This window comes from Aequitasia blattaphilus, from assembly GCF_024721305.1.
Classification (GTDB): domain Bacteria; phylum Bacillota; class Clostridia; order Lachnospirales; family Lachnospiraceae; genus Aequitasia; species Aequitasia blattaphila.
The window spans coordinates 78,886-103,869 of record NZ_JAMXOD010000001.1 but is presented as its reverse complement, the minus strand read 5'-3'; the positions used below and the strand labels follow the sequence as shown (position 1 = coordinate 103,869).

Here is a 24,984-nt window from a genome sequence, read left to right as displayed (position 1 = left end):
CCTATCTCTTCAATGTACTTGATTTAATCCATTATTTTCCTTGTAAAGACTAATGCTTTGTATTATTATATGTATAACCATAATGGTTATTTAGAATTCTTATAAGGAGGTAACAACTATGGCTTATGTAATTAGTGAAGAATGTGTTAGCTGTGGCGCTTGTGAAAGCGAATGTCCAGTAGGTGCAATTTCTCAGGGAGATGCTCAATTCGTTATTGATGCAGATTCTTGCATCGATTGTGGTGCCTGTGCTGCTCAATGTCCAACAGAAGCAATTTCTCAAGGATAATAAGTGCTTAAAAAGAGAAGTCCAATTCGGACTTCCTTTTTATTCTAAAGCTTTACTCTCTAACTAGATTTCCAAACTTGGTATAATCCGCAATCCATGCCAGCTCCACAGTACCAATCGGACCATTTCTCTGTTTCGCAATTATAATTTCAGCTGTACCTATTGCATCTGAATCTTTATTGTAATACTCATCCCTATAAATAAACATTGCCACATCGGCATCCTGTTCAATCGCTCCTGACTCTCTCAAGTCCGAGAGCATCGGTCTTTTATCTGTTCTAGACTCCACAGCACGAGACAGCTGTGAAAGTGCAATAACTGGAACATTCAATTCTCTCGCCACCTGCTTTAAGCCTCTTGAAATATCTGAAATTTCTTGTTGCCTGGATTCCGTTCTCTTCCCAACGCTTCCTGACATCAATTGCAAGTAGTCAATGATAATAAGGGATAAATCATTTTCCAATTTAAATTTTCTACATTTCGATCGAAGTTCTGTAACGGAAATACTGGGCGTATCATCAATAATCAATTTAGATTTCCCAATAACACCTACACTTTCAATCAACTTATCCCAATCCGAATCCTTAAGATTCCCTGTACGAATCGACTGGGAATCCACTTGTGACTCCAAAGAGAACAATCGGTTTACCAACTGCTCCTTTGACATTTCCAGACTGAAGACTGCCACTCCCAGGTTCTGCTTAAAGGCAACGTGTTGGGCAATATTCAATACAAAAGCTGTTTTTCCCATTGAGGGCCGCGCTGCAATCAGAATCAAATCTGAATTTTGGAGTCCGGAAAGCTTATAATCCAAATCCATAAATCCCGTAGGAATCCCCGTAACAGATCCCTTGTTTTTTGATGCCATCTCAATTCGTTCTAATGCATTTAACGCCACCTGCTTAATTGGCGTTGATTCAACGTTATTCCTCTTTTGCAAGAGAGCAAACATCGACTTTTCTGTTTCTTCTAGAATTACCTCTAATGGCTCTTTTCCCACATAACAAGTATTTGCAATACTTTCGTTCAATCGAATCAGCCTTCTAAGCATTGACTTCTCCGCAACGATATCTGCATAGTATTTTATGTTCGCGGAAGTCGGAACCGTTGTCAGCAAGTCCCTTACGTATTCAAGACTTGCTACCTCCTCGGGAATATCCTTTTCCCGCAGACGATCCTGAAGTGTAATCAAGTCTACAGGCTTTGCTTCCCGGTAAAGCTCTACCATAGCATCAAAAACAATACCATAAGCCTTATGGTAGAAATCATCTTGGGTAATCATACTTTCTGCCACAACAATCGCTTCCCGATCCATAAGCATAGCACCAATTACCGATTGCTCTGCTTCAATACTGTGAGGTAAAACCCGCTTTATCAGGGCTTCATCCATATTTCTTTTCCTCCTAAGCCTCTTCCATAACCTGAACTACTAATGTAGCAACTACTTGAGGATGTACTTTAATTTCTACTTCGTGTTTTCCCAGTGTTTTTATTGGGTCCTTTAGAAGAACCTTCTTCTTGTCCACTTCTAAATTCATCTGAGACTTTACGGCTTCTGCAATTTCCTTTGAGGAGATACTTCCAAAGCTTCTTCCTCCCTCCCCAATTTTAATGGTAAGAGAAATGCTTCCCTCAGCAATTTTTGCTGCCAATTCTTTTGCCTCATCCAATCTTTCCTGTTGGAGCTTATCCGCATTCGCTTTTTTAAGTTTTAAATCATTTAAGTTCTTACCTGTTGCTTCAATGCCTTTTTTGTTTTTCAAAAGAAAATTGCGGGCATATCCATCATTAACCTCAACAATTTCGTCTTTTTTCCCTAATGTTTTTACATCTTCTAGTAATATTACTTTCATCTGTCTGCCATCCTCTCTATATTACCTTGTCAATTTCCTGTTTCAACAGAAAAATTGCATTCTCTACACTTGTGTTTTCCAGTTGGGCACCTGCCACATTCATATGGCCGCCTCCATTTAAATGCTCCATAATCACCTGTACATTCACTTCATCAATCGATCTTGCACTAATGTAAATCATATCATTGTATTCCGTCAGTACAAACGAAGCTTTAATCTGATTGATATCTAAGAGCTCATTTGCCGCCTGTGCACCAATAATCGTTGGGCTTTCAATCTCTAATGCTTTTCCCGATGCAATTGCATACATCCCTTTATAAACCTCTGCACTGCTGATAATCTCTGCCTTCGCCCGGAAGGATTCTATATCATCACGAAACATTTTCCGCACAAAAGTAATATCTGCCCCGTTTCTTCTTAAAAAGGCTGCTGCTTCAAAGGTTCGAACACCGGTTTTATTTGTAAAGTTATTGGTATCAATCATGATTCCTGCATAAAGAGCACTTGCCTCCTTATTCGGTAATTTAATATCATCTACAATATATTGAAGCACCTCTGATACCATCTCACAGGTAGATGAAGCGTAGGACTCAATATAAGAAAGCAAGGCGTTATCAATATTATCCGTACTCTGTCTATGGTGATCCAATACCACAATGGTTTTAGTCTTTTTTAATAATTCCGGGCATTCTGTCATCTGAGGACGATTGGTGTCCACAACAATTACCATGGAATCAGAATTCGCCATATCAATGGCTTCCTGAGGGGTCAAAAACATATCCTCTGGATAGTCGTAATCATTTGCAAAAGCTTCATACATAGGCCGAAGAGATGCACTGATTTCATCAATTACAATATGGGAATGCTTTTGTGATTCAGCAACAGCACGATACAATCCAATCGCTGCGCCAAATGAATCTACATCTCCCATCTTATGACCCATAATAAAAATAGAGTCCTTGACCGTAATAAATTCTCTAAGAGCTTCTGCTTTTACACGTGCCTTTACCCTGGTGTTTTTCGCTGTCTGCTCTCTTTTTCCTCCAAAATAAGTAATCTCCTTACTACTCTTTATGATTGCCTGATCCCCGCCTCTGGCAAGAGCGAGATCAATTGCAACACGAGAATAATCATAGCTTTGGGTATAGGTATCCACACTCACACCAAGACCAATGCTCAAGGTTGCAGGAATTTGATTTCCTACATTGATTGCCTTTACCTCCTCTAAAAGAGAAAATTCATCTTCTTCTAATTCCTTAAATCTCCCTTTTTTCAGGACGATAAAATACTTGTCTACTTCTATCTTTTTTACAATTCCATCTACTTTCGAGATGTACTGACTGATTTTTCGATCAACAAGTGCAATTAAAAGAGACTGTCGCACTTCTTCTACGCTGGTTAAAAGCTCATCATAATTATCAATATAAATCAAGCCTGATACCAATCTTAATTCATCATTTTCTCTCGCATATTTTTCTTGTTGTGTAATGTCGTGGAGATGAATTGCAATAAAGTATTCCGATGCTTTTGGAAGCTCCATAAGCTGCTCTGTTTCACTAAATCCCTCTACCGAAACTTTACGGATTTCTGCATGAAACAAACGATCCATGTAAGGTACATCAATTTCCACAAAATCATTGGAATCCTCTGGGAAAACATGAACATTTATCTCAGGCATAAATTTGCTGATTGGCGAAGAAGCTTTAAACTTGCCCCCAATGACTTCTTTAAATTGATCATTCATCCATACCGGTTTTCCATCTGCTAAAAAAATACCGTAAGGCACTCCCAATTCCTTAAGTAATGTATTTTGTACAATTCCATATTGAGCAGCAAACTCAATAAAATCTCTCATTATCATAGCCTTACTGGATAAATACAAGATAATCACCATAATGACGTACACTAATACAAACACAAAGAGAAATCTTCCTGCCCGCTTATTTGTATAATAAATCCATATATTAATTGCAACCAATAATACGGCCATAATACCAGGCCACTGCATGTACAGCCTTAGTTGGCCTTTGAGTCTTACCTTGGCTTTTTTCTTCTCTTCCATAGGTCCTCTCCCTTTTTTCACACGATACAGGGTTAATTATAGCACCATTAGGAAAAAAAGAAAAGACAGAGGTTATCCTCTGTCTTCGTATCCATTCGGGTTTTCAGACTGCCATCTCCATGTATCTGCGCACATTTGCTCCAAATCTCTTTTGGCTGTCCAGCCTAATTCTTCCTTTGCAAGAGCCGGATCCGCATAACAGGTTGCAATATCTCCTTCTCTTCTTGGTTTTATTTCATAAGGAATCTTTTTACCACTTGCCTTTTCAAAAGCCTTAATCATATCCAATACAGAATAGCCTACCCCAGTACCCAGATTGTAAACCTTAAGTCCTGGATTCTCTAATATCTTTTCGATGGCATTTAAGTGCCCAATTGCCAAATCTACCACGTGAATGTAATCACGGACACCGGTTCCGTCTGGCGTATTATAATCATTTCCAAAGACTCCAAGCTTTTCCAGCTTACCAACAGCCACTTGGGAAATGTATGGCATCAAGTTGTTTGGGATGCCTTTTGGATCTTCCCCAATCCTGCCACTCTCGTGAGCACCTACAGGATTAAAATAACGAAGTAAAACTACGTCCCATTCAGAATCTGCTTTTTGCACATCTGTCATGATTTGCTCCATCATAGACTTCGTCCAACCATAAGGATTGGTACAATCTCCCTTTGGTGTATCTTCTGTGATTGGCATTTTCTGTGGATTTCCATACACCGTTGCGGAAGAGCTGAAAACAATACGTTTTACTTTTGCCTGGTTCATAGCTTCCATCAGAGTTAATGTTCCAGTAATGTTATTGTGGTAATAAAGCATTGGCTTTTGTACAGACTCTCCTACTGCTTTTAACGCAGCACAATGAATAACTGCATCAATCTTTTCCTTTTGGAATAGCTCATCCAAATCTTCTCGGTTCAGCACATCCCCTTTATAGAATTTAATCTTTTTGCCTGTCAGCTCCTCAACTCGTCTGATTGCTTCCTCCGATGAATTATAGAGGTTGTCAAAAACGACCACGTCATAACCTTGATTCAAAAGTTCCAATGCCGTATGGCTGCCAATGTATCCTGCACCACCCGTTATCAGTATTGTTGCCATTGTATTCCCTCCATTTCTTTTATTCTAATAGATTAGCCTCATAGATTCCTTGACTTCTCATATTACTTAAGCCTTCTTCTACTTCCTTCTTATCTTCTTTATATGTAATACCATACCACTTATCTGCGGTCTTTAAAACCTTGACAGATGCTCTTTTTTCTTCCATTAACCGGCTTACCACTCCCGGTAAATAGTATTCTCCCTTTAAAGGATTGGATTGTAAAGTTTCCTTCAAAAAATCTCTGAATCCTCTTTCGATTTCCTCCATCAAACTCTTACTAAATCCCCACATATTCATAGAAACCAAAGTATCCTCTGGAAGTACATGGTAGGTCTCTCCTTCGTCTAAGGTATAAGCAATCTCACCATTTCTTTTTTCGATACGAGTACGCTCCGTAATTGATAGAAGTTCTTTCTCAGGGCTCAATTCACATACCCCTCTGGATACAGAACCGTTATCCGTCACTGTATTTCTGAGCTCATATCCAACCATGGCATAACGATAGACCTCATCCTCTTCTGTCTTCATCAGAAAATCATAGACCAGCTGAAATGCTTCTCTTCCATAAAAATCATCTGCATTGATGACTACAAATGGTCCTTCTACAACTTCTTTACATGCCAAGACCGCATGGGCTGTTCCCCAAGGTTTCACTCTGTCTTTTGGCACTTCAAACTCCGATGGCACTTGTGAAACCTCTTGGTAACAATAATGAACCTTCATATGTTTTGATATCCGATTCCCTATTGCTTCTTTAAAACTCTCTTCATTTTCTCTTTTAATGATAAAAACAACGTCTTCAAATCCGGCTCTTTTTGCATCATAGATGGAATAGTCCATAATAATATGTCCTGCCGAATCCACAGGATCAATCTGTTTTAGTCCACCATATCTGCTTCCCATGCCAGCTGCCATAATCAGTAAAATTGGTTTTTTCATCTACTCGCCCTTTACCTGCACACAATTGTCTGCCAACCATTTTGTTACATGAAGCTTTAATGCCGCATTTTTAATGACATCTTCCTCGTATGCTTCCTTCATTGTTTTCACATCATAACCAATTGATTCTGCAAGCTCTTCGTAAATTTTTTCATATTCCTTATCACTTGGTTCTAATTTTTCTTTCTTTGCAATACCTGCAGCAATGATTTCATCCTTTAAAGACTTTTTGATGCTCTCTTCTACTGCCGCCTCAAACTCTTCTTCTGTTTCAACCTGGTATTGTGCTATATAATCTTTAAATTCCATACCGTATTGCTCAGCGCTTTCTTTGTGTTGCGCAATTGTTTCGTCTAAAAGCTCTTTGATACGATCTTCCGGATACTTCTTAATTGTTGCTTTATCTGATACTGCTGTCCACACTTCACCGTATAAGGTACTGTCATAAGTCTGCTGTCTTTGCGTGGTTAGCTGCTCTTTCACTTCTTCCTTGTACTCTTTTACAGTCTTTGACTTTTCATCTGTTGTAAGCTCTTTTACTAAATCATCTGTAAGCTCCGGCACTTTCTTTTCCGAGATTTTGTTTACCTTGATTGTAAAGACAACATCTTTGCCAGCCAAATCTGTACTTTGATAATCATCTGGGAATTTTCCATTCCAATCGAATTCATCTCCTATATTGTGACCAATTATGCTGTCTTCAAATCCCTCGATAAAGTTTCCGGAACCAATCTCCAAGTCATAGCCCTCTGCTGTACCGCCATCAAAAACTTCTCCATCAACCTTTCCCGAAAAATCAATGTTGGCAACATCACCCTTCTCTACAGCTCTGTCTTCAATTTCTTCCTTGGTTGCTTTTGCTTCCAATGTAGAGTTGATTTGGTTTTCAACATCTTCATCTGTAACCTTCTCTGGTTTCTCTACCTGGGCAACTTCAATTCCTTTATATCCTGCTAATTCTAGCTCATCTGTATTAATTGATGAATTCTTCTGACATCCTGTCACTGCTCCTATTAATAAGGTCGCAGTTGCAATTACTGCAATTACTCTTTTTTTCATATTTCACCTCTACACTTTTTTTATGCGTCTGCACATACTATTATGTTATAGCATATCTGCCTCCAAGAATAAACCTTTTTCACAGTATTTTCAATTTTCTGACGTAATTATTTACCTTGCAACTCTCTTCGAGAAATGCTACAATGAGTTGCAGAATTGAGATTTAGTAGGAGGATTATCGTGAGCAAATTATCAATAATATTACTCATCATCCTAGCGGTACTGATTATCGCAACGATTGTATTGTACTTTTTAGGAAAACGAGCACAGAAGAAACAAGAAGAACAAAAAGCCCAAATGGATGAGGTTGCGCAAACCGTCTCCATGCTTATCATCGATAAGGGTAAAATGAGACTAAAGGACGCCGGCTTCCCTGCGGTTGTTGTAGAAAGCTCTCCAAAATATTTACGCCGTTCAAAAGTTCCGGTAGTAAAAGCAAAAATTGGCCCTAAGATTATGACACTTATGGTCGACGCCGAAATTTATCCTTTGATTCCTGTAAAAAAAGAAGTAAAGGCTACAGTCAGCGGAATCTATATTACAAATGTTCGCGGATTAAGAGGTGGTTTAGATGCCCCAGCAAAAAAGAAGGGTTTCTTCTCCAGATTTCGAAAATAACCATTCAAAAAGCTGATGAAAATTTTCATCAGCTTTTTTTATTTTACACTCTTTATTCGAATCCACACGTTACAATCTGCTGCCCACTCATCATTTACATCCAGGGAATACAAAATCTGAACATTTATACAATCCTCTGTTTCCTCATAATTCATCTGCTTGGTCATTGTTCCAATCGAAATATCACCATAAGGAGTATTGTAATGGCTCATGTTCATCCGGTCTTTCTCAAAAACAATACGAGTATTCATCAAACCACCTTTGATGATTTCAACCTTCTTTTCTTCAATTTTGATCTTATTGCGTATCGTTTCTTTGCTTCCCTCCACCAATTCTTCATAAATAATGTAATGCTTATTATTTTTAAAGAAATACTGGGCGGGAGTAATGACCTCGATTGCTTCATTTGCCGAATCTAATTCGTCAAAATGAAGCCCTGAGATGCTAAGTAAGACATCTTTATTCATAATTATATCGCTAACTCCTGTGCTATTTCATACTGGTATTCTGGAATTTCTTTCTTCAATGACAGCGCTTCGTTAATATCAAAATCCTGGTATTCTCCATGCTGATAACCAATGACACGGTTTGTCTTTCCTTCAATGAGCAGTTTCGCTGCTAAAGACCCCATGATAGAAGCATACACCCGGTCTTTACAAGAGGGGCTTCCTCCTCTTTGCATATGACCCAGAATTGTCGCTCTCGTCTCTGTGCCAGTTGCTTCTTCAATTCTCTGTGCCATATTAATTGAGTCACCAACGCCTTCAGCGTTGATGATGATGTAGTTTTTCTTTCCTCTTTCCTTACTTTCCAGGATATCGGCAATAATTTTCTCTTCATCATAATTATGCTCTTCTGGCATCAAAATTTTCTCTGCACCATTTGCAATTCCACACCACAACGCAATATATCCGGCATCTCTACCCATAACTTCAATAACAGAGCATCTCTGATGTGATGTTGAGGTATCTCTTACCTTATCAATTGCTTCCATCGCTGTATTTACCGCTGTATCGAAACCAATGGTATAATCTGTACATGCAATATCAAGGTCAATGGTTCCTGGTACGCCTACCGTGTTCACTCCTAAATTAGATAATTTCTGTGCTCCGGCAAAAGAACCGTCTCCTCCGATTACAACCAAACCGTCGATTCCATACTTCTTACAAATTGCTGCTGCCTTTTGCTGTCCTTCCGGTGTACGCATCTCTTCACATCTTGCTGTCTGGAGAATTGTTCCACCTCTTTGAATGGTGTCAGACACATCTCTGGCAGATAAATCTATAATCTCTTCATCTAATAGGCCTTGATAGCCTCTTCTTATTCCTCTGACTCTAATTCCTTGTCCAAGAGCCGTTCTTACTACAGCACGTATTGCCGCATTCATTCCCGGTGCATCACCACCGCTTGTCAAAACTCCTATTGTTCGAACCTTTTTTTTCGCCATTGTTCTCCCTCCATATCTCTTGTACCATTATTACAAGTTACTATTCTACTCTAAATCCTATTTGTTTTCAATTGCTTTTTCCACAACCTTCACACTTTCTTCTCCAAAATAGTTCTGCAGCTTCGTTAAGAGATGAGCCGATATCGTTACATTATGATTAAAGGGAAGTACCTTTACCGCCTTTTCTTTTGCACAATACACCTTTACAATACTATCTCCTTTGTATTGAGAAAGCACATCCATGAGATCATATTCTCGATCCAGATAATCCATTTTTTCAGGAAATGCCACCCAAAGCTCTTTTTTGGTATGATCAAAAGGTGTTATCATCTCACAAATCAATTTACTCGGTGCATCATCTTCCACCGATACCTTTCCTTTCACAAATATCTTAGCTTCTTCCTCCAGGAACTCTCTATACTTATCATACTCTCTTGGAAATACAATAACCTCCACACTTCCTGCCAAGTCTTCTATCATTAGAAATGCCATGGTTTTGTTGTTCTTGGTATATTTTATAGTTTTTCCAGTGAGAATACCACCGATAATCTCTCTGCTGCCATCTAATACTTTCGGTCTCTTTGTTTCTTCATCCTGTTGAAAGTCAAGAGTTGTCTTACTAATGCTTCTCTTCCACTTTTCAGCATATTCTTCCATCGGATGTCCACTTAGATAAACGCCAAGCATCTCCTTTTCAAAGGAAAGCTTTGTTTCCTTCTCGAACTCCCCTACATTTGGAAGAGAGATGTCAAATTCTTTCTTTTGCTCATCATCCACCATGTCGAACAGCGTCATCTGTCCTGTCATAGAATATTTTCTTTCTTGATTCACTTGCTCCAATATTTGAATATAGACCATCATGAATTGTTTTCTGGTTCCCCCTAAGCTATCCAAAGCACCTGCCTTTATAAAGCTTTCAATGGTTCTTTTGTTAATCTCTTTTCCAGACAAGCGTTCCATAAAATCTTTTAAGGTCTTAAATGAGCCCCTTGCCTCACGCTCTCTTACAATTGCATCAATCACCGGTCTTCCAATACTTTTGATGGCTGCCATTCCATATCGAATCTTCCCGTCCTCTACCGAAAATTTCCCGCCTCCTTTATTAATGTCTGGCGGAAGAATTTCAATTCCCATCTGCCGGCAGGAATAGATATATTCTGCAACCTTTCCTGTATTGTCTAAAACAGAGGTGATTAAAGCCGCCATAAATTCTACCGGGTAATAATACTTAAGCCATGCTGTCTGGTAAGATACTACGGCATATGCAGCTGCATGAGATTTATTAAAGGCATATTTTGCAAAATCCAACATATCATCATAAATTTTATTTGCAATACTCTCTGAGATCCCATTCTTGATACATCCCGGAACGCCTTCCTCTTCGTTTCCATACACGAAGTTCTTACGTTCCTTATCCATCACATCTGCTTTCTTCTTAGACATCGCTCTCCGCAAAAGATCACTTCTGCCTAAGGTATAGCCTGCCAAATCCCGAACAATCTGCATTACTTGCTCCTGATAAACAATACAGCCATAGGTAGGTGCAAGAATTGGCTCTAGCTGGGGACAAGCATAGGTAATGGTTTCCGGATGATTTTTTCCCTTTATGTATTGCGGAATGAAGTCCATGGGTCCTGGACGATAAAGAGAAATCCCGGCAATTATATCCTCTAAGCTTTCCGGCTTTAGCTCCTTCATAAAGCTTTTCATACCGCTGCTTTCCAATTGGAATATGCCGTCTGTTCGTCCTGTTCCAATAGAAGCCAAAACATCTTTATCATCATAATCTATTTGATTTATATCAATTTTCTGACCGCTGGTAATTCCTGCCAGCTCCTCAGCATTTTGAATGACCGTAAGAGTTCGCAGACCTAAGAAATCCATTTTAAGGAGTCCTAATTCTTCCAAAGTTGTCATCGTAAACTGGGTCGTAACGGACCCATCAGACCCCAGGGATAACGGAACGTACTCATCGACTGCCTTTTGACTGATTACGACACCGGCTGCATGAGTGGATGTGTGTCTTGGCAGCCCTTCCAGACGCATAGACATATCAATAAGCTCCCGAACCTCTTCATTCTCAGAGTACAGCTTCTTTAGTTCTTGATTTGTAGAAAGTGCCCGGTTTAAGGTAATATTCAATTCCATTGGAATCATTTTTGCAATCGAATCAACCTGTGTATAAGGAAGATCCATTACTCGACCCACATCCCGAATGACACCCCTTGCCGCCATAGTTCCAAAAGTTGCAATCTGAACCACGCGGTCTTTTCCGTACTTTTCCACAACATAGTCAATTACTTCCTGACGCCTTTCGTAGCAGAAGTCAATATCAATATCTGGCATAGATACACGTTCCGGATTTAAAAAACGTTCAAAAAGGAGTTGATATTTAATCGGGTCTATGGTTGTAATATCCAGACAGTAGGACACAATACTCCCCGCTGCCGAACCTCGCCCAGGCCCTACAATAATCCCCACGTCTTTTGCATGCTTAATAAAATCCCATACAATCAAAAAATAATCTACGTATCCCATGGAATTAATAACACCGAGTTCATAGTCCAAACGCTCTGTCAACTCTTTTGTTACCTCCGGATAACGAACCTTGATACCTTGTTCACACAGCTCCCTTAAATAGGCTGAGGCTGTGTAGCCCTCCGGCACATCATATTTCGGAAGTTTTGTTACGCCAAACTCAATTTCTACCTCACAGCGTTTTGCAATATCATAAGTATTATCAATTGCCTCTTGGGCATATGGAAAAAGACGTCTCATTTCTTCTTCCGATTTGATGTAATACTGTCCACCTTCGTAGCGCATCCGATTCTCATCTGCCAGCTTCTTTCCAGTCTGAATACACAGCAAAATATCATGAGCCTTTACATCATCTTTATAAGTATAATGAATATCGTTTGTTGCAACCAAAGGAATTCCAGTTTCTTTTGACATGCGAACCAATCCCTGTGCTACGATTTCCTGCTCTTTCAATCCATGATTTTGCAATTCCAGATAAAAATTACCTTCCCCAAATATTTTCTGATAGCGAAAGGCTGCCTCTTTTCCTTCTTCGTAAAAGCCTCTCAGTATGTTTCTTTGCACTTCTCCAGCCAAACATGCGCTAAGAGCAATGATTCCTTCACTATATTTTTCCAGCACCTCATAATCCACTCTTGGTTTATAGTAATAGCCTTCCGTGAATCCTTTTGATACTATTTTTATCAGGTTTTGATACCCTGTATTATTCTCCGCCAATAAGACCAGGTGATGATACCGGTCGTCCCCATCTCCATAAGCCTCTTTATCAAATCGGGAGCCTGGAGACACATAGACTTCACAGCCAAGTATTGGCTTAATTCCCTGAGCCTTTGCTTCTCTATAAAAATCGATAACCCCAAACATGACGCCATGGTCTGTGATAGCAACACTGTCCATTCCCAGCTTTTTCACCTGGGAAATACATTCTTTGATTTTATTGGAGCCATCTAATAAACTGTACTCAGTATGTACGTGTAGGTGTGTAAAACTCATTCTCTTCTACCCTTCTCTTAGTAAAAAAGAGGACGTTTTAGATAACGTCCCCTTCCTAAATCAATCTCTTATTCTCCATTCATCATGAAGTTTACCAGTTTGTCGATATCTTCTTTTTCATAAGCAATAATTTCTAATTCAGGAATTTCTCCATTTGAAAAGATATTTGCCATTGATACGTACTGGGATAACTTAGATTTCAGGTTCAAACGGTCTCCTTCGCCTGTTACAAGCTCAACCTTACCTTTACAACTATCTACAACTTCAAAGAACTTTTCAATATTCGTAATATTTTCAACTTTCATTTGTAAAACCTCCTTCTCGTCAGTCAACTCATTTCTATTTCGATTATAGCCTCTACTTTACAATAATTCAATGTAATTTTCATTAATTTTTATTTTATTCTTTTTTAATAATCCACCAATTGCACGCTTGAATGCGTTCTTGCTCAAACCAAATTCTTCTTGAATGGTTTCCGGCGAAGCTTTATCTGTAAACGGAATCTTACCTTCGTTGTCCTGCATCCATAAAAGGATCATTTCTTCATCCTCTTCCATCTGCATCCACGCTTTTTTCCGTAAACTTAAATTGATTTTTCCATCTTCCAGAATTCCAGAGACTCTTCCTTCCACAATGTCCAAAACCTCCACACCTTTCGGTACTTCCTTTTGAGGAATCAAAGCAGAATACACATTATCTACTGCAACAAAGGCTCCAAAATTATCGCTGATTTCGTAAACCATTCCACCTACTTCATCATCCTTCTTGTATGGGCTGTTGGTTTTGAGCAGACGATACAGTTTCATGGTTCCACACAGGCGCTTACTTTTATCTACATAAAGACTAACGAGACATTTATCACCTACTTTTAAGCTTGTGGTCTGTTCTTTAAATGGAATCAAAAGATCTTTCTTTAATCCCCAATCCACAAAGGCTCCAATTTTTCCCACATCAACCACTTCTAGAAGTGCAATTTCTCCTAAAGAAATGAGAGGAGTAATTGTAGTTGCAATGATACGGTCTGCAGAATCCTTGTAAAGAAATACCTCAACCTTATCTCCTTCTTCCAATTCCTCAACGTCTTTAGGCGCCTCACTTTTCGGCAATAATACTTTGTCCTCTTCTTCTCCCAGATAATACCCAAAATCCACTTTTTTAACAACTTCTAACGAAACCTTTTTTCCCAATAAATTTTCTAACACTTATTCCACCTCACTGTTTACATAACTTCGGTCCATGGTAATAACACAGACATATCTTCGGTCTAGTTTATGTAAATCTTCTTTTATTTTTTCCTCAAGTTCTGCTGCCTGATTGTCATCATAGGTATAAGGAATAACCAGATCAAAAATTAAATTAATCTGCTTTTTTCCTTCTACCATACGAAAATCATGCATGGAAACATTCTCATCAATCCTGTTGATTAAATCGTTAAGCTCCTCTTTAATCGCCAAAACCCGTTCATCCTTCGTTTCCACAGGATCCATATGTATCACTAGGAAAATGCCCAGATTCACTTGTGCATCACGCTCAATACGGTCGATAATCTCATGAGAGACTTCAATATCAACATCATTCGGTACCTCTGCATGTATGGAGGCCATGCTTCTTCCTGGTCCATAATCATGAACAATCAAATCATGACTTCCTACAATCCCCTTGTAAGCCTCCACAAACTGAGCAATTTTTTCGTACTCTTCCTCGCTGACAGCACCTCCTATTAATGGTGACAGCGTGTCTTTCGCCACACTAATCCCGGCCCACATAACCATTAACGAGACTATGACACCGACGTACCCATCTATATTGAATCCCCAAAATCGAAAGACCAAAATGGATACCAGCGTTGTACTTGTAACCAACACATCTCCCAGGGAATCAGCTGCCGTTGCCAGCATAACCGTGGAATCAATCCGTTGTCCCAACTTCTTATTAAAAAATCCCAACCATAGCTTCATTAAAATCGAAAAAAGCAAAATCAAAATTGATACGTAGGAAAACTTAATATCTTCTGGATTTCTTATTTTATCAATTCCCTCTTTCAAAAAACGAAAGCCCACCTGAAGAATCACAAAAGCCACCACAAGAGCAGCAATGTATTCTATTCTTCCATGTCCAAAGGGGTGTTTTTCATCTGCAGGTTTACTTGCCATTTTAATCCCCACAAGGCCGATAACAGAAGAGCCTGCATCGGATAGATTGTTGAATGCATCTGCCATAACAGAAACACTGCCCATGACAATTCCTGCCAGAACCTTGCCAAGAAACAATAGAACGTTACAGAAAATCCCAACCATACTTGTCAGGACCCCATAGCTCGTTCTTACCTTTGCTTCAGAGACATTCTCATAATTTTTCACAAAACGTTTGACCAGTAGTTCCGTCATTTTCACCCTCTTAAGCTTTCTTTTTCCGGATGGCTTCTAAAACAGCCTCGATTTGGTTTACAATGTGGGCTCCCATAATTTTCTTCGCGCCCTTTTCATCCCCTTGTTCGATTTTATCAATGATAGCTTCATGCTCTGCTATGAGCTGAGGATATACTTCTTCGCTTTTCAAGTACTCTACACGGTAACGATACATTTGCTCTCTTAAGTTATTCAAGAGCTGTACTAGTTTTTTATTATCTGTAGACTGATAAATAATATCATGAAAATCCACATCTGCCTGTGCCACACTGGTCAGGTTTTTTGTAGTCGTAATTTTTTTAAATTCATCAGCCGCTTCCTTTAATTCTACGACTTGTTCCTCTGTCATGCGCTGACACGCCAACTGCACGCACAGTTCTTCCAGTGTCAAACGAACCTCCATCACATCCAACAAGCTTTTCTCCGTAATTTCCGCAACCTCAGCCCCTCTTCTTGGAATCATCACAACAAGACCTTCTAATTCCAATTTTCTGATTGCTTCACGGATTGGTGTACGGCTGACTCCCAGCTTATTTGCCAATCGTACTTCCATCAACCTTTCTCCAGGCTTTAACTCTCCTTTTAAAATTGCCTGGCGCAATGTATTAAAAACTACATCACGTAGGGGCAAAAACTCATTCATGCTTACATCAAAGTCTGAACCCACTTCTCTACACCTCCTATTTCAATATGATTTAATGCATCTAAGGCCTTTTCCTTCGATAAAAAAATTCCAAACACAGTTGGTCCGCTTCCAGTCATCATCGCTCCCAACGCCCCATGTTTCATGAGCTTGCTTTTTATCTCTGCAATAACTGGATACTCCTCTATGGTAACATATTCCAATACATTTCCCATGCTTTTTCCAATTTTGTCCAAATCTTCTTCTTGTATGGCATCTAGCAAACGCTGTGTATTGGGATGCCTTTTTTCTGAAAGTTTGTCATAAGTTTCAAAGGCCCACTTTGTAGACACATCAAAATCTGGTTTTACAATCCCAATCCAACAGGCCGGTATTTTCTTTAAGGGAGACAGTATCTCTCCTACACCTTTTGCATGGGCGCTTCCTCCTTCTATGCAATAAGGAACATCTGCCCCCAGCTTTAAACCCAGCTCCTGCAATTCTTCTTTCCTCAATTTCAAAGAAAAGAGCTGATTCATACCTGTTAAAACTGCCGCCCCATCTGCGCTTCCTCCTGCCATACCAGCAGCCATTGGAATATTTTTATCAATCGTAATACGTACGCCCTCTTTGATCTCAAATTTTTCCATTAATAACTGTGCCGCTCTGTATGCCAAATTTCTTTCATCTGTTGGAAGATTCTTATGGTTTGTCCGCACTTCAATACCTGCATTTGTTTTTTGAATACAGATATCATCATATAAGTCCACGCTTTCCATCACCATTTCCAAGTCGTGGTAGCCATTTTCTCTTCTTCCGAGAATATCCAAACTAAGATTGATTTTTCCATATCCTTTTATCTTAATTTCCTTCATTGTTTTTCCTCTTGTTTTTTGTATACACTACCTTATCAGTATACTCATGTTTGCTTTAAAAATCAATCTTTAGTATAATAAGTAGAAGTTTAAAAAAGGAGTACGGAAATGTATTTATCAGACACAAGAAGGCTTGCTGGAGTACTGCTTCACCCAACCTCCCTCCCTGGTGGATTTGGAATTGGAGATTTTGGATTAGAAGCACGTAAGTTCGTTGATTTTCTTTCTGCATCCAACCAGCATCTTTGGCAGGTTCTTCCCCTTAATCCCATTGGTCCGGGAAATTCCCCTTACCAATGTTTTTCTGCGTTTGCAGGAGAAACCTTGCTGATTTCACCAGAAGAACTGGTTGACATAGGTCTCTTAACCAGACAAGATTTACCCTCTTCTTTTGATAAAAATTATGCAAGAGTACATTATAAAGAAGTGACAGCCCTAAAAGAAAAATTATTTCAAAAGGCCTATCAAAATTTCTCTTTGAAAGAGCCTCCAAAAGAATATCATACATTTTTAAGTCAAGAATCTTTTTGGCTTAATGATTTTGCTCTATTCCGTTCCATACAAAAGAAAACCGGACAAGAAAACTGGCTAAAATGGGAACGCGAATATCGATTCCCATCGAGAGAGGAACGGACTTCCCTTTACTCCCTTTTTCAGCAGGAGATGGATTATGAAATATTCTTACAATTTCTCTTTTTCTCTCAGTGGAATTCCTTAAAAGAATATGCTCGTCAAAAGGGAGTATATATGATTGGCGACCTTCCCATTTTCTTATCTATACTCAGTGCAGATGTATGGGCCAATCCACATCTTTTTCAACTGGATGAAGATGGATCCCCTGCAAAAGTAGCCGGTGTTCCGCCAGATTATTTTTGTGAAGACGGTCAGCTTTGGGGAAATCCTTTGTATGATTGGCAAATGCATCAAAAAGAAGATTTTTCCTGGTGGATTGCCCGTATGAAAATGCAGCTCTCAATGTACGATTTGATACGTCTTGATCATTTTCGCGGCTATGAGTCTTACTGGGCTGTGGATTCCAAGGAAAAAACTGCAAAAAATGGTATTTGGAAAAAAGCCCCGGGATTCCAGCTTTTTACAGCCCTTACAAAGGCTTGTGGAGCTCCTCTTCCCATTATTGCAGAAGATTTAGGGATTATTACTCCTGAAGTGGTAAAGCTTCGAAATGCTTTCCACTTTCCAGGAATGAAAGTTTTGCAATTTGCCTTTATGGATACAGCCGATAATGACCTTTTGCCTCACAGATTTGACAGCTCAAATTACGTCTGTTATACCGGAACACACGATAATGATACGACGAAAGGCTGGTATCGTGGGTTAGAGGCAGATGCAAAGAAAAAGGTCTGTGCTTACGTGAATTCTTCTGGAAGTAATATTTCCCAAGGACTCATTCGGTGCTGTTATGCCAGCATTGCAAAGTATGCTGTCTTGCCCATTCAGGATATCCTTTCTCTTGGCTCCAGGGCACGTATGAATGTCCCAGGCACTCCCCGGGGAAACTGGGAATTTCGATTAACAATCTCCTCCTATGATGATACCATCATTGAGGAGCTGAAATTTTTAACAACTCTTTACGGAAGAGAGTAGTATTGTTTGGAGGAAATATGATTCGATTTATTATTGCTGTGATTTTTTTAATTGTATACTTAGTTATTAGTGTTCCTGTTTTATTTTTCACTTGGTTGATTGGTACCTTTAGCAAGAAAAGTGTTGATAAGATTGCACTCTCCTACGTTACCTTTGGTTTTCAGACAATCATCCGTATTTCTGGTGCCGAAATAGTCGTAAAAGGCAAAGAAAAAATCCCCAAGGAGGCTGCTCTTTTCATCGGAAATCACCGCAGCTATTTTGATATTTTAATCACCTATGTTTACATCCAGCGCACCATGGGATACGTTGCCAAAAAGGAGATGCTTCGCTATCCTCTTTTAAGGAACTGGATGAAACGGATACATTGTGTGTTTCTCGATCGGGAAAACCCAAAGGAGGGGCTTAAATCTATTTTAGAGGCAATTTCCTTTATAAAGTCCGGCATTTCCATTTTTATATTCCCGGAGGGAACCCGAAACGATGGAAAAGAGCTTTCCATGCTGCCTTTCCACGCCGGTTCTTTTAAAATAGCAGAGAAAAGCGGTTCTCCTATTGTTCCGGTCAGTCTCAATAATACTGCGTCTATTTTCGAAAACCAATTTCCTGCATTTCGAAAGTCTCGTGTTATTTTAGAGTTTGGTGATCCCATCTATCTTTCCAAAATGGATCGTGAGGAAAAGAAACATATCGCAACTTATACACAAGAAATCATACAAAAAACCATAGAAAAGAACGCGAAGGAGTAACAACCATGGAGAAGAGAAATCTCACCCTATTAACTGACTTGTATGAATTAACTATGATGCAGGGCTACTTTGACAAGGGACAAAATGAAACTGTGATTTTCGATATGTTCTATCGATCCAACCCTTGTGATGGCGGATATGCCATCTGCGCCGGTTTAGAACAAGTAATTGAATACATTAAAAACTTAAATTTCACCTATGAAGACATTGACTATTTGCGAAGCTTAAATATATTTAGCGAAGGCTTTTTAAACTACCTCAGCGGTTTTCATTTTACTGGGGATATCTATGGGATTCCAGAAGGCAGCGTCATATTCCCGAAGGAGCCTCTTGTAAAAGTCATTGCTCCTATTATGGAGGCTCAATTGGTGGAAACTGCTATTTTAAATATCATAAATCATCAATCCTTAATTGCAACGAAGACTTCTCGCGTTGTTTTTGCTGCAAATGGAGATGGTATTATGGAATTTGGACTCAGACGTGCCCAAGGGCCTGATGCCGGAATTTATGGTGCAAGAGCTGCAATGATTGGTGGCTGTGTGGGGACCTCTAATGTCCTGGCTGGTCAAGCCTTTGATGTGCCAGTCTCCGGAACCCATGCTCATAGCTGGATTATGAGCTTCAAAGATGAATATACTGCTTTCAAACATTATAGTGATATCTATCCAAATAACTGCATTCTCTTAGTGGATACCTATGATACATTAAAATCCGGTGTCCCTAATGCAATTCGGGTATTCCAGGAAATGAAAAATGCTGGAATCACACTGTCACGCTATGGCATACGTTTAGACAGCGGTGACCTTGCCTATTTATCAAAAGAGGCAAGAAAGCTTTTAGATCTTGCAGGATTTGAAGATGCAATTATCTCTGCTTCCAATGATTTGGATGAATACTTACTCCATGATTTGAAAATGCAGGACGCCAAAATCACGTCCTGGGGAGTAGGCACAAATCTTATTACATCTAAGGACTGCCCTTCCTTTGGAGGCGTCTATAAACTGGCTGCTATCCAAAATGAGGCTGGTGATTTTGTGCCCAAAATAAAAATCTCGGAAAATAGCACAAAAATTACAAACCCTGGCAATAAAACCATTTATCGTATCTATGAAAAAGAGTCTGGAAAAATCAAAGCTGACCTCATTACATTTGCAGACGAAACCTTTGATGAGTCTGAGGATTTGCTCCTCTTTGATCCCGTAGATACTTGGAAAAAAACTACATTACCTGGAAATTCCTATTATATGAGAGAGCTCCTTCTTCCTGTATTTATCAAAGGTGAATGCGTCTACCACTCTCCCTCCGTTATGGAAATTGCAAAATACTGTGAGGAAGAAAAAAACACTCTCTGGGATGAAACAAAGCGTTTATTTTACCCACATCAGATTTATGTAGACTTATCGTCAAAGCTTTGGAAGGTAAAACAAGATTTATTAAACAAACTAAGTTAGGAGAACTCTATGAAACCAATTCTATTAGAAAATCTGATTTTTGCCTGCAAGGGAGAATTTAGAGGACCTGGGCATCTGCTCCAGGAATCTATCGCTGATATTGTGATAGACAGCCGGAAGGTTCAACACGGCAGTCTCTTTTTTGCAATACAGGGAGAAAGTCAGGATGGACATCAATATATTCCCGCTGCCGTAGAAAGCGGTGCCATATGTATCGTAAGTCATCAGGATTTGGGAGATACCAATTTTCCATACATCCTGGTAGACTCCACTTCACAGGCCCTTTTAGATATGGCCAAATATTATCGGGATTCTTTCCCTAATCTAAAGGTCGTTACCATAACTGGAAGTGTTGGAAAGACAAGTACAAAAGAAATGATAGCCAGTGTCCTGTCTCAGAAGTATAAGGTTCATAAAACTCTTGGGAATTTTAATAATCAATGGGGACTTCCTCTTTCCATTTTTAATATTGAGGAAGGAGATGAAATTTCCGTTTTAGAATTAGGAGTGAATCATTTTGGTGAAATGCGTATTCTGTCCAAAACCGCTTCTCCAGATGTATGTGTCATGACCAATATCGGTGTGGCACATTTGGAGTTTTTCAAAACAAGAGAAGGGATTTTGGAAGAAAAAAGACAGATGCTTATGGACGTTAAAGACGGTGGACATATCATTTTAAATGGGGATGATGACTTACTTTCAACCATCTCTCCTGTAAATGGCATCAAACCACTTTTTTTTGGCAACAATTCTCAGAATGACGTTTATTCCTGTAATGTAGAATCCATTGGCTTACGGGGAAGTACTTGTGACATTCATCTTCCCGGCGGAAAATCTTTTGAATGCCATATACAGGTTCCCGGCTCTCACATGGTACTAAACGCTCTTGCCGGCGCAAGTGTAGGTTTTTGCCTTGGATTGACAACCGATGAAATCAGAAGAGGAATTTTAGATTATTCTTCGATAGAGGGAAGAAACAATCTGCTGGAGACAAAAGATTTCATTATTTTAGATGATTGTTATAATGCAAATCCAGTTTCAATGAAAGCTGCCCTTGATGTTCTAAGCCTGGCTATTGGACGAAAAGTTGCTATTCTGGGAGATATGGGCGAGCTTGGTCCGGAAGAGATTGCTCTTCATAAAGAGCTTGGGGAATACGCCGCTCAAAAACACATCAACTTAGTAGTGGCCATTGGACCTTTGGCAAAATATATTGCAGAAGGTGCAAGTGATAAGCAGCCTCATACCAAGGCTCTTTGGTTTGATACAAAAGAAAAATTTATCAATAACATGAAGAACCTTCTGGAAACTGGCGATAATGTTCTTGTAAAAGCTTCACATGGAATGGATTTGCCTGTTGTAGTAGAGGCTCTGATGAATTATGTTTCACATTGACATTTGAATTAACTTGGAGTATAGTAGTTACAATTTTACATAATTTACACCAGTGTATATAAAGATGAAATGAGGAAAAGTTATGATTATTGTAATGAAACCACGATCTAAGCAAGAAGATATTAAAAGACTGACTGACAAAGTGCTGGAAAAAGGTTTAGAGGCTCACGTTGTTCAAGGTCAAGAACTGACAATCATTGGTTGTATTGGTGATACGTCACGTATTGATTTGAAGCAATTTGAATTGGACCTCTCAGTAGATAGGGTAATGCATGTTCAGGAACCTTATAAGCTGGCAAATCGTGCTTTTCATCCTGAAGACTCTTGTATCGATGTATCAGGAGTTAAGGTAGGACGAGGGCACCTGGCACTCATTGCCGGACCTTGTTCTGTTGAATCTACAGAACAGGTCTTAGAAATTGCACAAGCAGTAAAAGCCTCCGGGGCAAATATGCTGCGTGGAGGTGCCTTTAAGCCTCGTACAAGTCCTTATGCTTTTCAGGGCATGGGGGTGGATGGCCTGAAAATTCTTTCCGAGGTGAAAGCAGAAACTGGTCTTCCTATCGTAAGTGAACTTATGTCTCCAGAATATCTTGACCTTTTCAATGAAAAGGTCGACTTAATCCAAATTGGCGCAAGAAATATGCAGAACTTCGATCTTCTAAAACACTTAGGGGATATTAATCGTCCGATTCTTTTGAAACGTGGGTTGAATGCAACCTATGAGGAATGGGTAATGTCTGCCGAATATATAATGGCTTCCGGAAATGAAAACGTAATTCTCTGTGAACGTGGAATTCGTACTTTTGAAAGTTATACTCGAAATACTTTGGACTTACAATGTATACCCGTTATGAAGAAGCTTACTCATCTTCCGGTTATTATTGACCCCAGTCATGCAGGTGGAAAATGGTGGCTTGTTGAACCTATGGCCAAAGCCTCCATCGCTGCTGGTGCAGATGGTCTTATGATTGAAGTTCATAATGACCCCAGCAATGCTCTTTGCGATGGTGCTCAATCTTTAAAACCGGACAAATATGATGAACTCTTGAAAAACATTGTAGAAATTGCACACGTTATCGAAAAAAAAGCTTAGTGGAGAAAAATATGGAGATACTTGTAAACCTTGGGAAAGACAGTTACCCAATTTATATTGAAAATAATTTGATATCGCAAACCTCATCCCATATTCAAAAGATTTTTTCTGGAAAACGTATTTTTCTATTATCTGACGATAATGTATACCCTTTATATGGTGCCTCTATCCAAGAGGATTTGAGCCACTTCTACGAATGCCACCATTTGATTCTGCCCCATGGAGAGGCTACTAAAAGCTTTCAGTCTCTCCCTGTTGTCTATGAGGCTCTTATCAATTCAGGGATTAGCAGAAGTGACTTGATTATCGCCCTTGGAGGTGGGGTCATCGGTGATTTAGCCGGATACGTTGCCGCCAGTTATCTAAGGGGTATTGATTTTATTCAAATCCCTACCTCTCTTTTGGCTCAGGTGGATTCTTCCGTAGGTGGAAAGGTTGCTGTTGATTTGCCTCAGGGGAAAAATCTGGTGGGAGCCTTCTACCAGCCCAAACTGGTACTAATTGATCCAGAAGTTTTATCAACTCTTTCTCCACGTTTTATCAAAGACGGTATGGGAGAGGTGATTAAATATGGTTGTATACAGGATGCTTCCTTGTTCCAGCTTCTGGAAGAGTCCGGTTCATTTGAAGGACTAAAACCGCGGCTAATGGAGGTTATATTCCGATGCATCCAGATCAAAACCCAGGTAGTTGAGGCAGATCCTTTTGATAAGGGTCAGCGCATGCTTCTCAATTTTGGCCATACCCTGGCTCATGCTATTGAACAGTTTTATGGTTATAAAAGAGAAAGTCATGGTGAAGCTGTTGCGATTGGTATGTATCAGCTCACTTGCTTAGCGGAAGAAAAATGCCTTACCCAACCAGGAAGTGCAGAGAAGATTTTGAATCTCCTTTCTCTCTATGAGCTTCCCCATAAAGCCACTATTCCAATTGGACAGGTTCTGCCTGCTCTGTCTTTGGACAAAAAGATGCTTCACAATCAGCTAAACCTAGTACTGTTAAAATCCATTGGTGAGAGCTATATCTATCCCACCGATACGGAATTTTTCCAGTCTGTTTATAATAAAATTATATAGGAGGTAAAAGAGAATGAAAAAGCTAGAAGGAAAAGTAGCAATCGTAACCGGATCCGGCAAGGGAATCGGACAGGAAATCGCTTTAGCCATTGCCGGCGAAGGCGCAATTACTGTCGTTGTGTCCAGAACTATGTCAGATCTTAACAACACCGTGTCTTTAATTGAAAAAGAGGGCGGAAAATCTTTTGCTATCGCAAAAGATTTGACCGTTGAGGAAGAAGTCATCTCTCTTGCCTCTGAAGTAAAAGAACGTTATGGTAAAATCGATATCTTAGTGAACAATGCTGGCGGATATCCTTCTGAAATTTATAAGGACAGACCACAGCAAGCCATTAAGATATGGGAATGGTCTGAAGAACAATGGGATCAGATTATTAAAACGAATCTAAAAATACCATTCTTATGTACGAAGCATATCGTTCCACTTATGATCGAACAACGCAGTGGAGATATCGTAAATCTCTCTTCCAGAATGGGACGTATCGCTTCTCAAATGGGCGCCTACGCTGTTGCCAAGGGTGGAATTATTACAATGACAAAAACAACGGCTATTCAAACCATTGAATATGGAATCCGTGTAAATGCCATCTCCCCTGGAATATTAGATACCCCTGGACAAAGACAGTACAATCATTCCGTTGGACAAGATGATGTTAAAATGGGCACCCCTGACTCCGTAGCCAAAGCTGCCCTTTATCTGCTATGTGATGCTCCTCCGGTTATGACAGGACAATCCATAGATTTATTTACAACGTTATAAAAAACCAGCGTCAGAAAACTTTTTCGTTTTTTGACGCTTTTTTATATCAT

At 39.5% G+C, this 24,984-nt stretch carries 23 protein-coding genes; 9 read left to right on the top strand and 14 right to left on the bottom strand.

Going from position 1 to position 24,984, the window contains the following annotated elements; genetic code table 11:
* The first annotated feature begins 118 nt into the window (after positions 1-118).
* The gene (locus NHH15_RS00485; RefSeq protein WP_262064678.1) at positions 119-289 is read left to right on the top strand and encodes a DUF362 domain-containing protein; all 171 of its coding nucleotides are present in this window, start codon (positions 119-121) and stop codon (positions 287-289) included.
* A gap of 52 nt (positions 290-341) precedes the next feature.
* Here NHH15_RS00485 and dnaB read toward each other — a convergent pair whose 3' ends face one another.
* From dnaB to tig, 6 genes are all read right to left on the bottom strand, one after another.
* Positions 342-1,679 carry a replicative DNA helicase gene (gene dnaB, locus NHH15_RS00480; RefSeq protein WP_262064677.1) on the bottom strand — a complete coding sequence of 446 codons (1,338 nt, stop codon included), beginning with the start codon at positions 1,677-1,679 and terminating at the stop codon, positions 342-344.
* Between the two features lie 13 nt (positions 1,680-1,692).
* The gene (gene rplI, locus NHH15_RS00475) at positions 1,693-2,142 is read right to left on the bottom strand and encodes a 50S ribosomal protein L9 (protein WP_262064676.1); all 450 of its coding nucleotides are present in this window, start codon (positions 2,140-2,142) and stop codon (positions 1,693-1,695) included.
* 16 nt (positions 2,143-2,158) lie between these two features.
* The gene (locus NHH15_RS00470) at positions 2,159-4,204 is read right to left on the bottom strand and encodes a DHH family phosphoesterase (RefSeq protein WP_262064675.1); all 2,046 of its coding nucleotides are present in this window, start codon (positions 4,202-4,204) and stop codon (positions 2,159-2,161) included.
* A 72-nt stretch (positions 4,205-4,276) separates the two neighbouring features.
* Positions 4,277-5,302, bottom strand: a complete 1,026-nt coding sequence (gene galE, locus NHH15_RS00465; protein ID WP_262064674.1) for a UDP-glucose 4-epimerase GalE — start codon at positions 5,300-5,302, stop codon at positions 4,277-4,279.
* 19 nt (positions 5,303-5,321) lie between these two features.
* The gene (locus NHH15_RS00460) at positions 5,322-6,242 is read right to left on the bottom strand and encodes a nucleotidyltransferase family protein (RefSeq protein ID WP_262064673.1); all 921 of its coding nucleotides are present in this window, start codon (positions 6,240-6,242) and stop codon (positions 5,322-5,324) included.
* Positions 6,243-7,301: a trigger factor gene (gene tig, locus NHH15_RS00455; RefSeq protein ID WP_262064672.1), complete on the bottom strand. Its 1,059-nt coding sequence runs from the start codon at positions 7,299-7,301 to the stop codon at positions 6,243-6,245.
* A gap of 180 nt (positions 7,302-7,481) precedes the next feature.
* Between tig and NHH15_RS00450 the strand changes: the two genes are divergently transcribed.
* Positions 7,482-7,919 (top strand): hypothetical protein, encoded by a 438-nt coding sequence (locus NHH15_RS00450; protein ID WP_262064671.1) that lies wholly within the window; start codon positions 7,482-7,484, stop codon positions 7,917-7,919.
* 38 nt (positions 7,920-7,957) lie between these two features.
* Here NHH15_RS00450 and NHH15_RS00445 read toward each other — a convergent pair whose 3' ends face one another.
* The 8 genes from NHH15_RS00445 to ispE all read right to left on the bottom strand — a co-directional run bounded on the left by NHH15_RS00445 (position 7,958) and on the right by ispE (position 16,802).
* Complete coding sequence (locus NHH15_RS00445; RefSeq protein WP_262064670.1) at positions 7,958-8,386, bottom strand: YwiB family protein; 429 nt, start codon at positions 8,384-8,386, stop codon at positions 7,958-7,960.
* 2 nt (positions 8,387-8,388) lie between these two features.
* The gene (pfkA, locus tag NHH15_RS00440; protein ID WP_262064669.1) at positions 8,389-9,366 is read right to left on the bottom strand and encodes a 6-phosphofructokinase; all 978 of its coding nucleotides are present in this window, start codon (positions 9,364-9,366) and stop codon (positions 8,389-8,391) included.
* A 57-nt stretch (positions 9,367-9,423) separates the two neighbouring features.
* Positions 9,424-12,897: a DNA polymerase III subunit alpha gene (locus tag NHH15_RS00435; protein ID WP_262064668.1), complete on the bottom strand. Its 3,474-nt coding sequence runs from the start codon at positions 12,895-12,897 to the stop codon at positions 9,424-9,426.
* 68 nt (positions 12,898-12,965) lie between these two features.
* Positions 12,966-13,202 (bottom strand): polya polymerase, encoded by a 237-nt coding sequence (locus NHH15_RS00430; RefSeq protein WP_262064667.1) that lies wholly within the window; start codon positions 13,200-13,202, stop codon positions 12,966-12,968.
* A gap of 57 nt (positions 13,203-13,259) precedes the next feature.
* Positions 13,260-14,099, bottom strand: a complete 840-nt coding sequence (locus NHH15_RS00425) for a CvfB family protein (protein ID WP_262064666.1) — start codon at positions 14,097-14,099, stop codon at positions 13,260-13,262.
* The gene (locus tag NHH15_RS00420) at positions 14,100-15,284 is read right to left on the bottom strand and encodes a cation diffusion facilitator family transporter (protein WP_262064665.1); all 1,185 of its coding nucleotides are present in this window, start codon (positions 15,282-15,284) and stop codon (positions 14,100-14,102) included.
* 10 nt (positions 15,285-15,294) lie between these two features.
* Positions 15,295-15,972, bottom strand: coding sequence for a GntR family transcriptional regulator (locus tag NHH15_RS00415; RefSeq protein WP_262064664.1), 678 nt, complete (start codon positions 15,970-15,972; stop codon positions 15,295-15,297).
* Positions 15,951-16,802: a 4-(cytidine 5'-diphospho)-2-C-methyl-D-erythritol kinase gene (gene ispE / locus NHH15_RS00410; RefSeq protein WP_262064663.1), complete on the bottom strand. Its 852-nt coding sequence runs from the start codon at positions 16,800-16,802 to the stop codon at positions 15,951-15,953. Before ispE ends, NHH15_RS00415 begins: the two co-directional genes overlap by 22 nt.
* A gap of 108 nt (positions 16,803-16,910) precedes the next feature.
* Between ispE and malQ the strand changes: the two genes are divergently transcribed.
* From malQ to NHH15_RS00375, 7 genes are all read left to right on the top strand, one after another.
* A complete protein-coding gene (gene malQ, locus NHH15_RS00405; RefSeq protein ID WP_262064662.1) occupies positions 16,911-18,407 on the top strand; it encodes a 4-alpha-glucanotransferase in 1,497 nt (498 codons plus the stop codon).
* A 17-nt stretch (positions 18,408-18,424) separates the two neighbouring features.
* Positions 18,425-19,156 carry a lysophospholipid acyltransferase family protein gene (locus NHH15_RS00400; RefSeq protein WP_262064661.1) on the top strand — a complete coding sequence of 244 codons (732 nt, stop codon included), beginning with the start codon at positions 18,425-18,427 and terminating at the stop codon, positions 19,154-19,156.
* Between the two features lie 5 nt (positions 19,157-19,161).
* Entirely contained in the window at positions 19,162-20,607 is a 1,446-nt protein-coding gene (locus NHH15_RS00395; protein WP_262064660.1) for a nicotinate phosphoribosyltransferase, read from the top strand.
* Between the two features lie 9 nt (positions 20,608-20,616).
* Positions 20,617-22,002, top strand: a complete 1,386-nt coding sequence (locus NHH15_RS00390; protein WP_262064659.1) for a UDP-N-acetylmuramoyl-tripeptide--D-alanyl-D-alanine ligase — start codon at positions 20,617-20,619, stop codon at positions 22,000-22,002.
* 82 nt (positions 22,003-22,084) lie between these two features.
* Complete coding sequence (gene aroF, locus NHH15_RS00385) at positions 22,085-23,098, top strand: 3-deoxy-7-phosphoheptulonate synthase (protein ID WP_262064658.1); 1,014 nt, start codon at positions 22,085-22,087, stop codon at positions 23,096-23,098.
* An 11-nt stretch (positions 23,099-23,109) separates the two neighbouring features.
* Positions 23,110-24,174, top strand: coding sequence for a 3-dehydroquinate synthase (aroB, locus tag NHH15_RS00380; RefSeq protein WP_262064657.1), 1,065 nt, complete (start codon positions 23,110-23,112; stop codon positions 24,172-24,174).
* Between the two features lie 13 nt (positions 24,175-24,187).
* Positions 24,188-24,934: an SDR family NAD(P)-dependent oxidoreductase gene (locus NHH15_RS00375; RefSeq protein WP_262064656.1), complete on the top strand. Its 747-nt coding sequence runs from the start codon at positions 24,188-24,190 to the stop codon at positions 24,932-24,934.
* The last annotated feature ends 50 nt before the right edge of the window (positions 24,935-24,984 follow it).

What these genes read in the sequence shown, in the direction of transcription:
- NHH15_RS00485 (WP_262064678.1), top strand. Translation starts at nt 119, where the DNA reads ATGGCTTATGTAATTAGTGAAGAATGTGTTAGCTGTGGCGCTTGTGAA.
- dnaB (WP_262064677.1), bottom strand. Translation starts at nt 1,679, where the DNA reads ATGGATGAAGCCCTGATAAAGCGGGTTTTACCTCACAGTATTGAAGCA.
- rplI (WP_262064676.1), bottom strand. Translation starts at nt 2,142, where the DNA reads ATGAAAGTAATATTACTAGAAGATGTAAAAACATTAGGGAAAAAAGAC.
- NHH15_RS00470 (WP_262064675.1), bottom strand. Translation starts at nt 4,204, where the DNA reads ATGGAAGAGAAGAAAAAAGCCAAGGTAAGACTCAAAGGCCAACTAAGG.
- galE (WP_262064674.1), bottom strand. Translation starts at nt 5,302, where the DNA reads ATGGCAACAATACTGATAACGGGTGGTGCAGGATACATTGGCAGCCAT.
- NHH15_RS00460 (WP_262064673.1), bottom strand. Translation starts at nt 6,242, where the DNA reads ATGAAAAAACCAATTTTACTGATTATGGCAGCTGGCATGGGAAGCAGA.
- tig (WP_262064672.1), bottom strand. Translation starts at nt 7,301, where the DNA reads ATGAAAAAAAGAGTAATTGCAGTAATTGCAACTGCGACCTTATTAATA.
- NHH15_RS00445 (WP_262064670.1), bottom strand. Translation starts at nt 8,386, where the DNA reads ATGAATAAAGATGTCTTACTTAGCATCTCAGGGCTTCATTTTGACGAA.
- pfkA (WP_262064669.1), bottom strand. Translation starts at nt 9,366, where the DNA reads ATGGCGAAAAAAAAGGTTCGAACAATAGGAGTTTTGACAAGCGGTGGT.
- NHH15_RS00435 (WP_262064668.1), bottom strand. Translation starts at nt 12,897, where the DNA reads ATGAGTTTTACACACCTACACGTACATACTGAGTACAGTTTATTAGAT.
- NHH15_RS00430 (WP_262064667.1), bottom strand. Translation starts at nt 13,202, where the DNA reads ATGAAAGTTGAAAATATTACGAATATTGAAAAGTTCTTTGAAGTTGTA.
- NHH15_RS00420 (WP_262064665.1), bottom strand. Translation starts at nt 15,284, where the DNA reads ATGACGGAACTACTGGTCAAACGTTTTGTGAAAAATTATGAGAATGTC.
- ispE (WP_262064663.1), bottom strand. Translation starts at nt 16,802, where the DNA reads ATGAAGGAAATTAAGATAAAAGGATATGGAAAAATCAATCTTAGTTTG.
- malQ (WP_262064662.1), top strand. Translation starts at nt 16,911, where the DNA reads ATGTATTTATCAGACACAAGAAGGCTTGCTGGAGTACTGCTTCACCCA.
- NHH15_RS00400 (WP_262064661.1), top strand. Translation starts at nt 18,425, where the DNA reads ATGATTCGATTTATTATTGCTGTGATTTTTTTAATTGTATACTTAGTT.
- NHH15_RS00395 (WP_262064660.1), top strand. Translation starts at nt 19,162, where the DNA reads ATGGAGAAGAGAAATCTCACCCTATTAACTGACTTGTATGAATTAACT.
- NHH15_RS00390 (WP_262064659.1), top strand. Translation starts at nt 20,617, where the DNA reads ATGAAACCAATTCTATTAGAAAATCTGATTTTTGCCTGCAAGGGAGAA.
- aroF (WP_262064658.1), top strand. Translation starts at nt 22,085, where the DNA reads ATGATTATTGTAATGAAACCACGATCTAAGCAAGAAGATATTAAAAGA.
- aroB (WP_262064657.1), top strand. Translation starts at nt 23,110, where the DNA reads ATGGAGATACTTGTAAACCTTGGGAAAGACAGTTACCCAATTTATATT.
- NHH15_RS00375 (WP_262064656.1), top strand. Translation starts at nt 24,188, where the DNA reads ATGAAAAAGCTAGAAGGAAAAGTAGCAATCGTAACCGGATCCGGCAAG.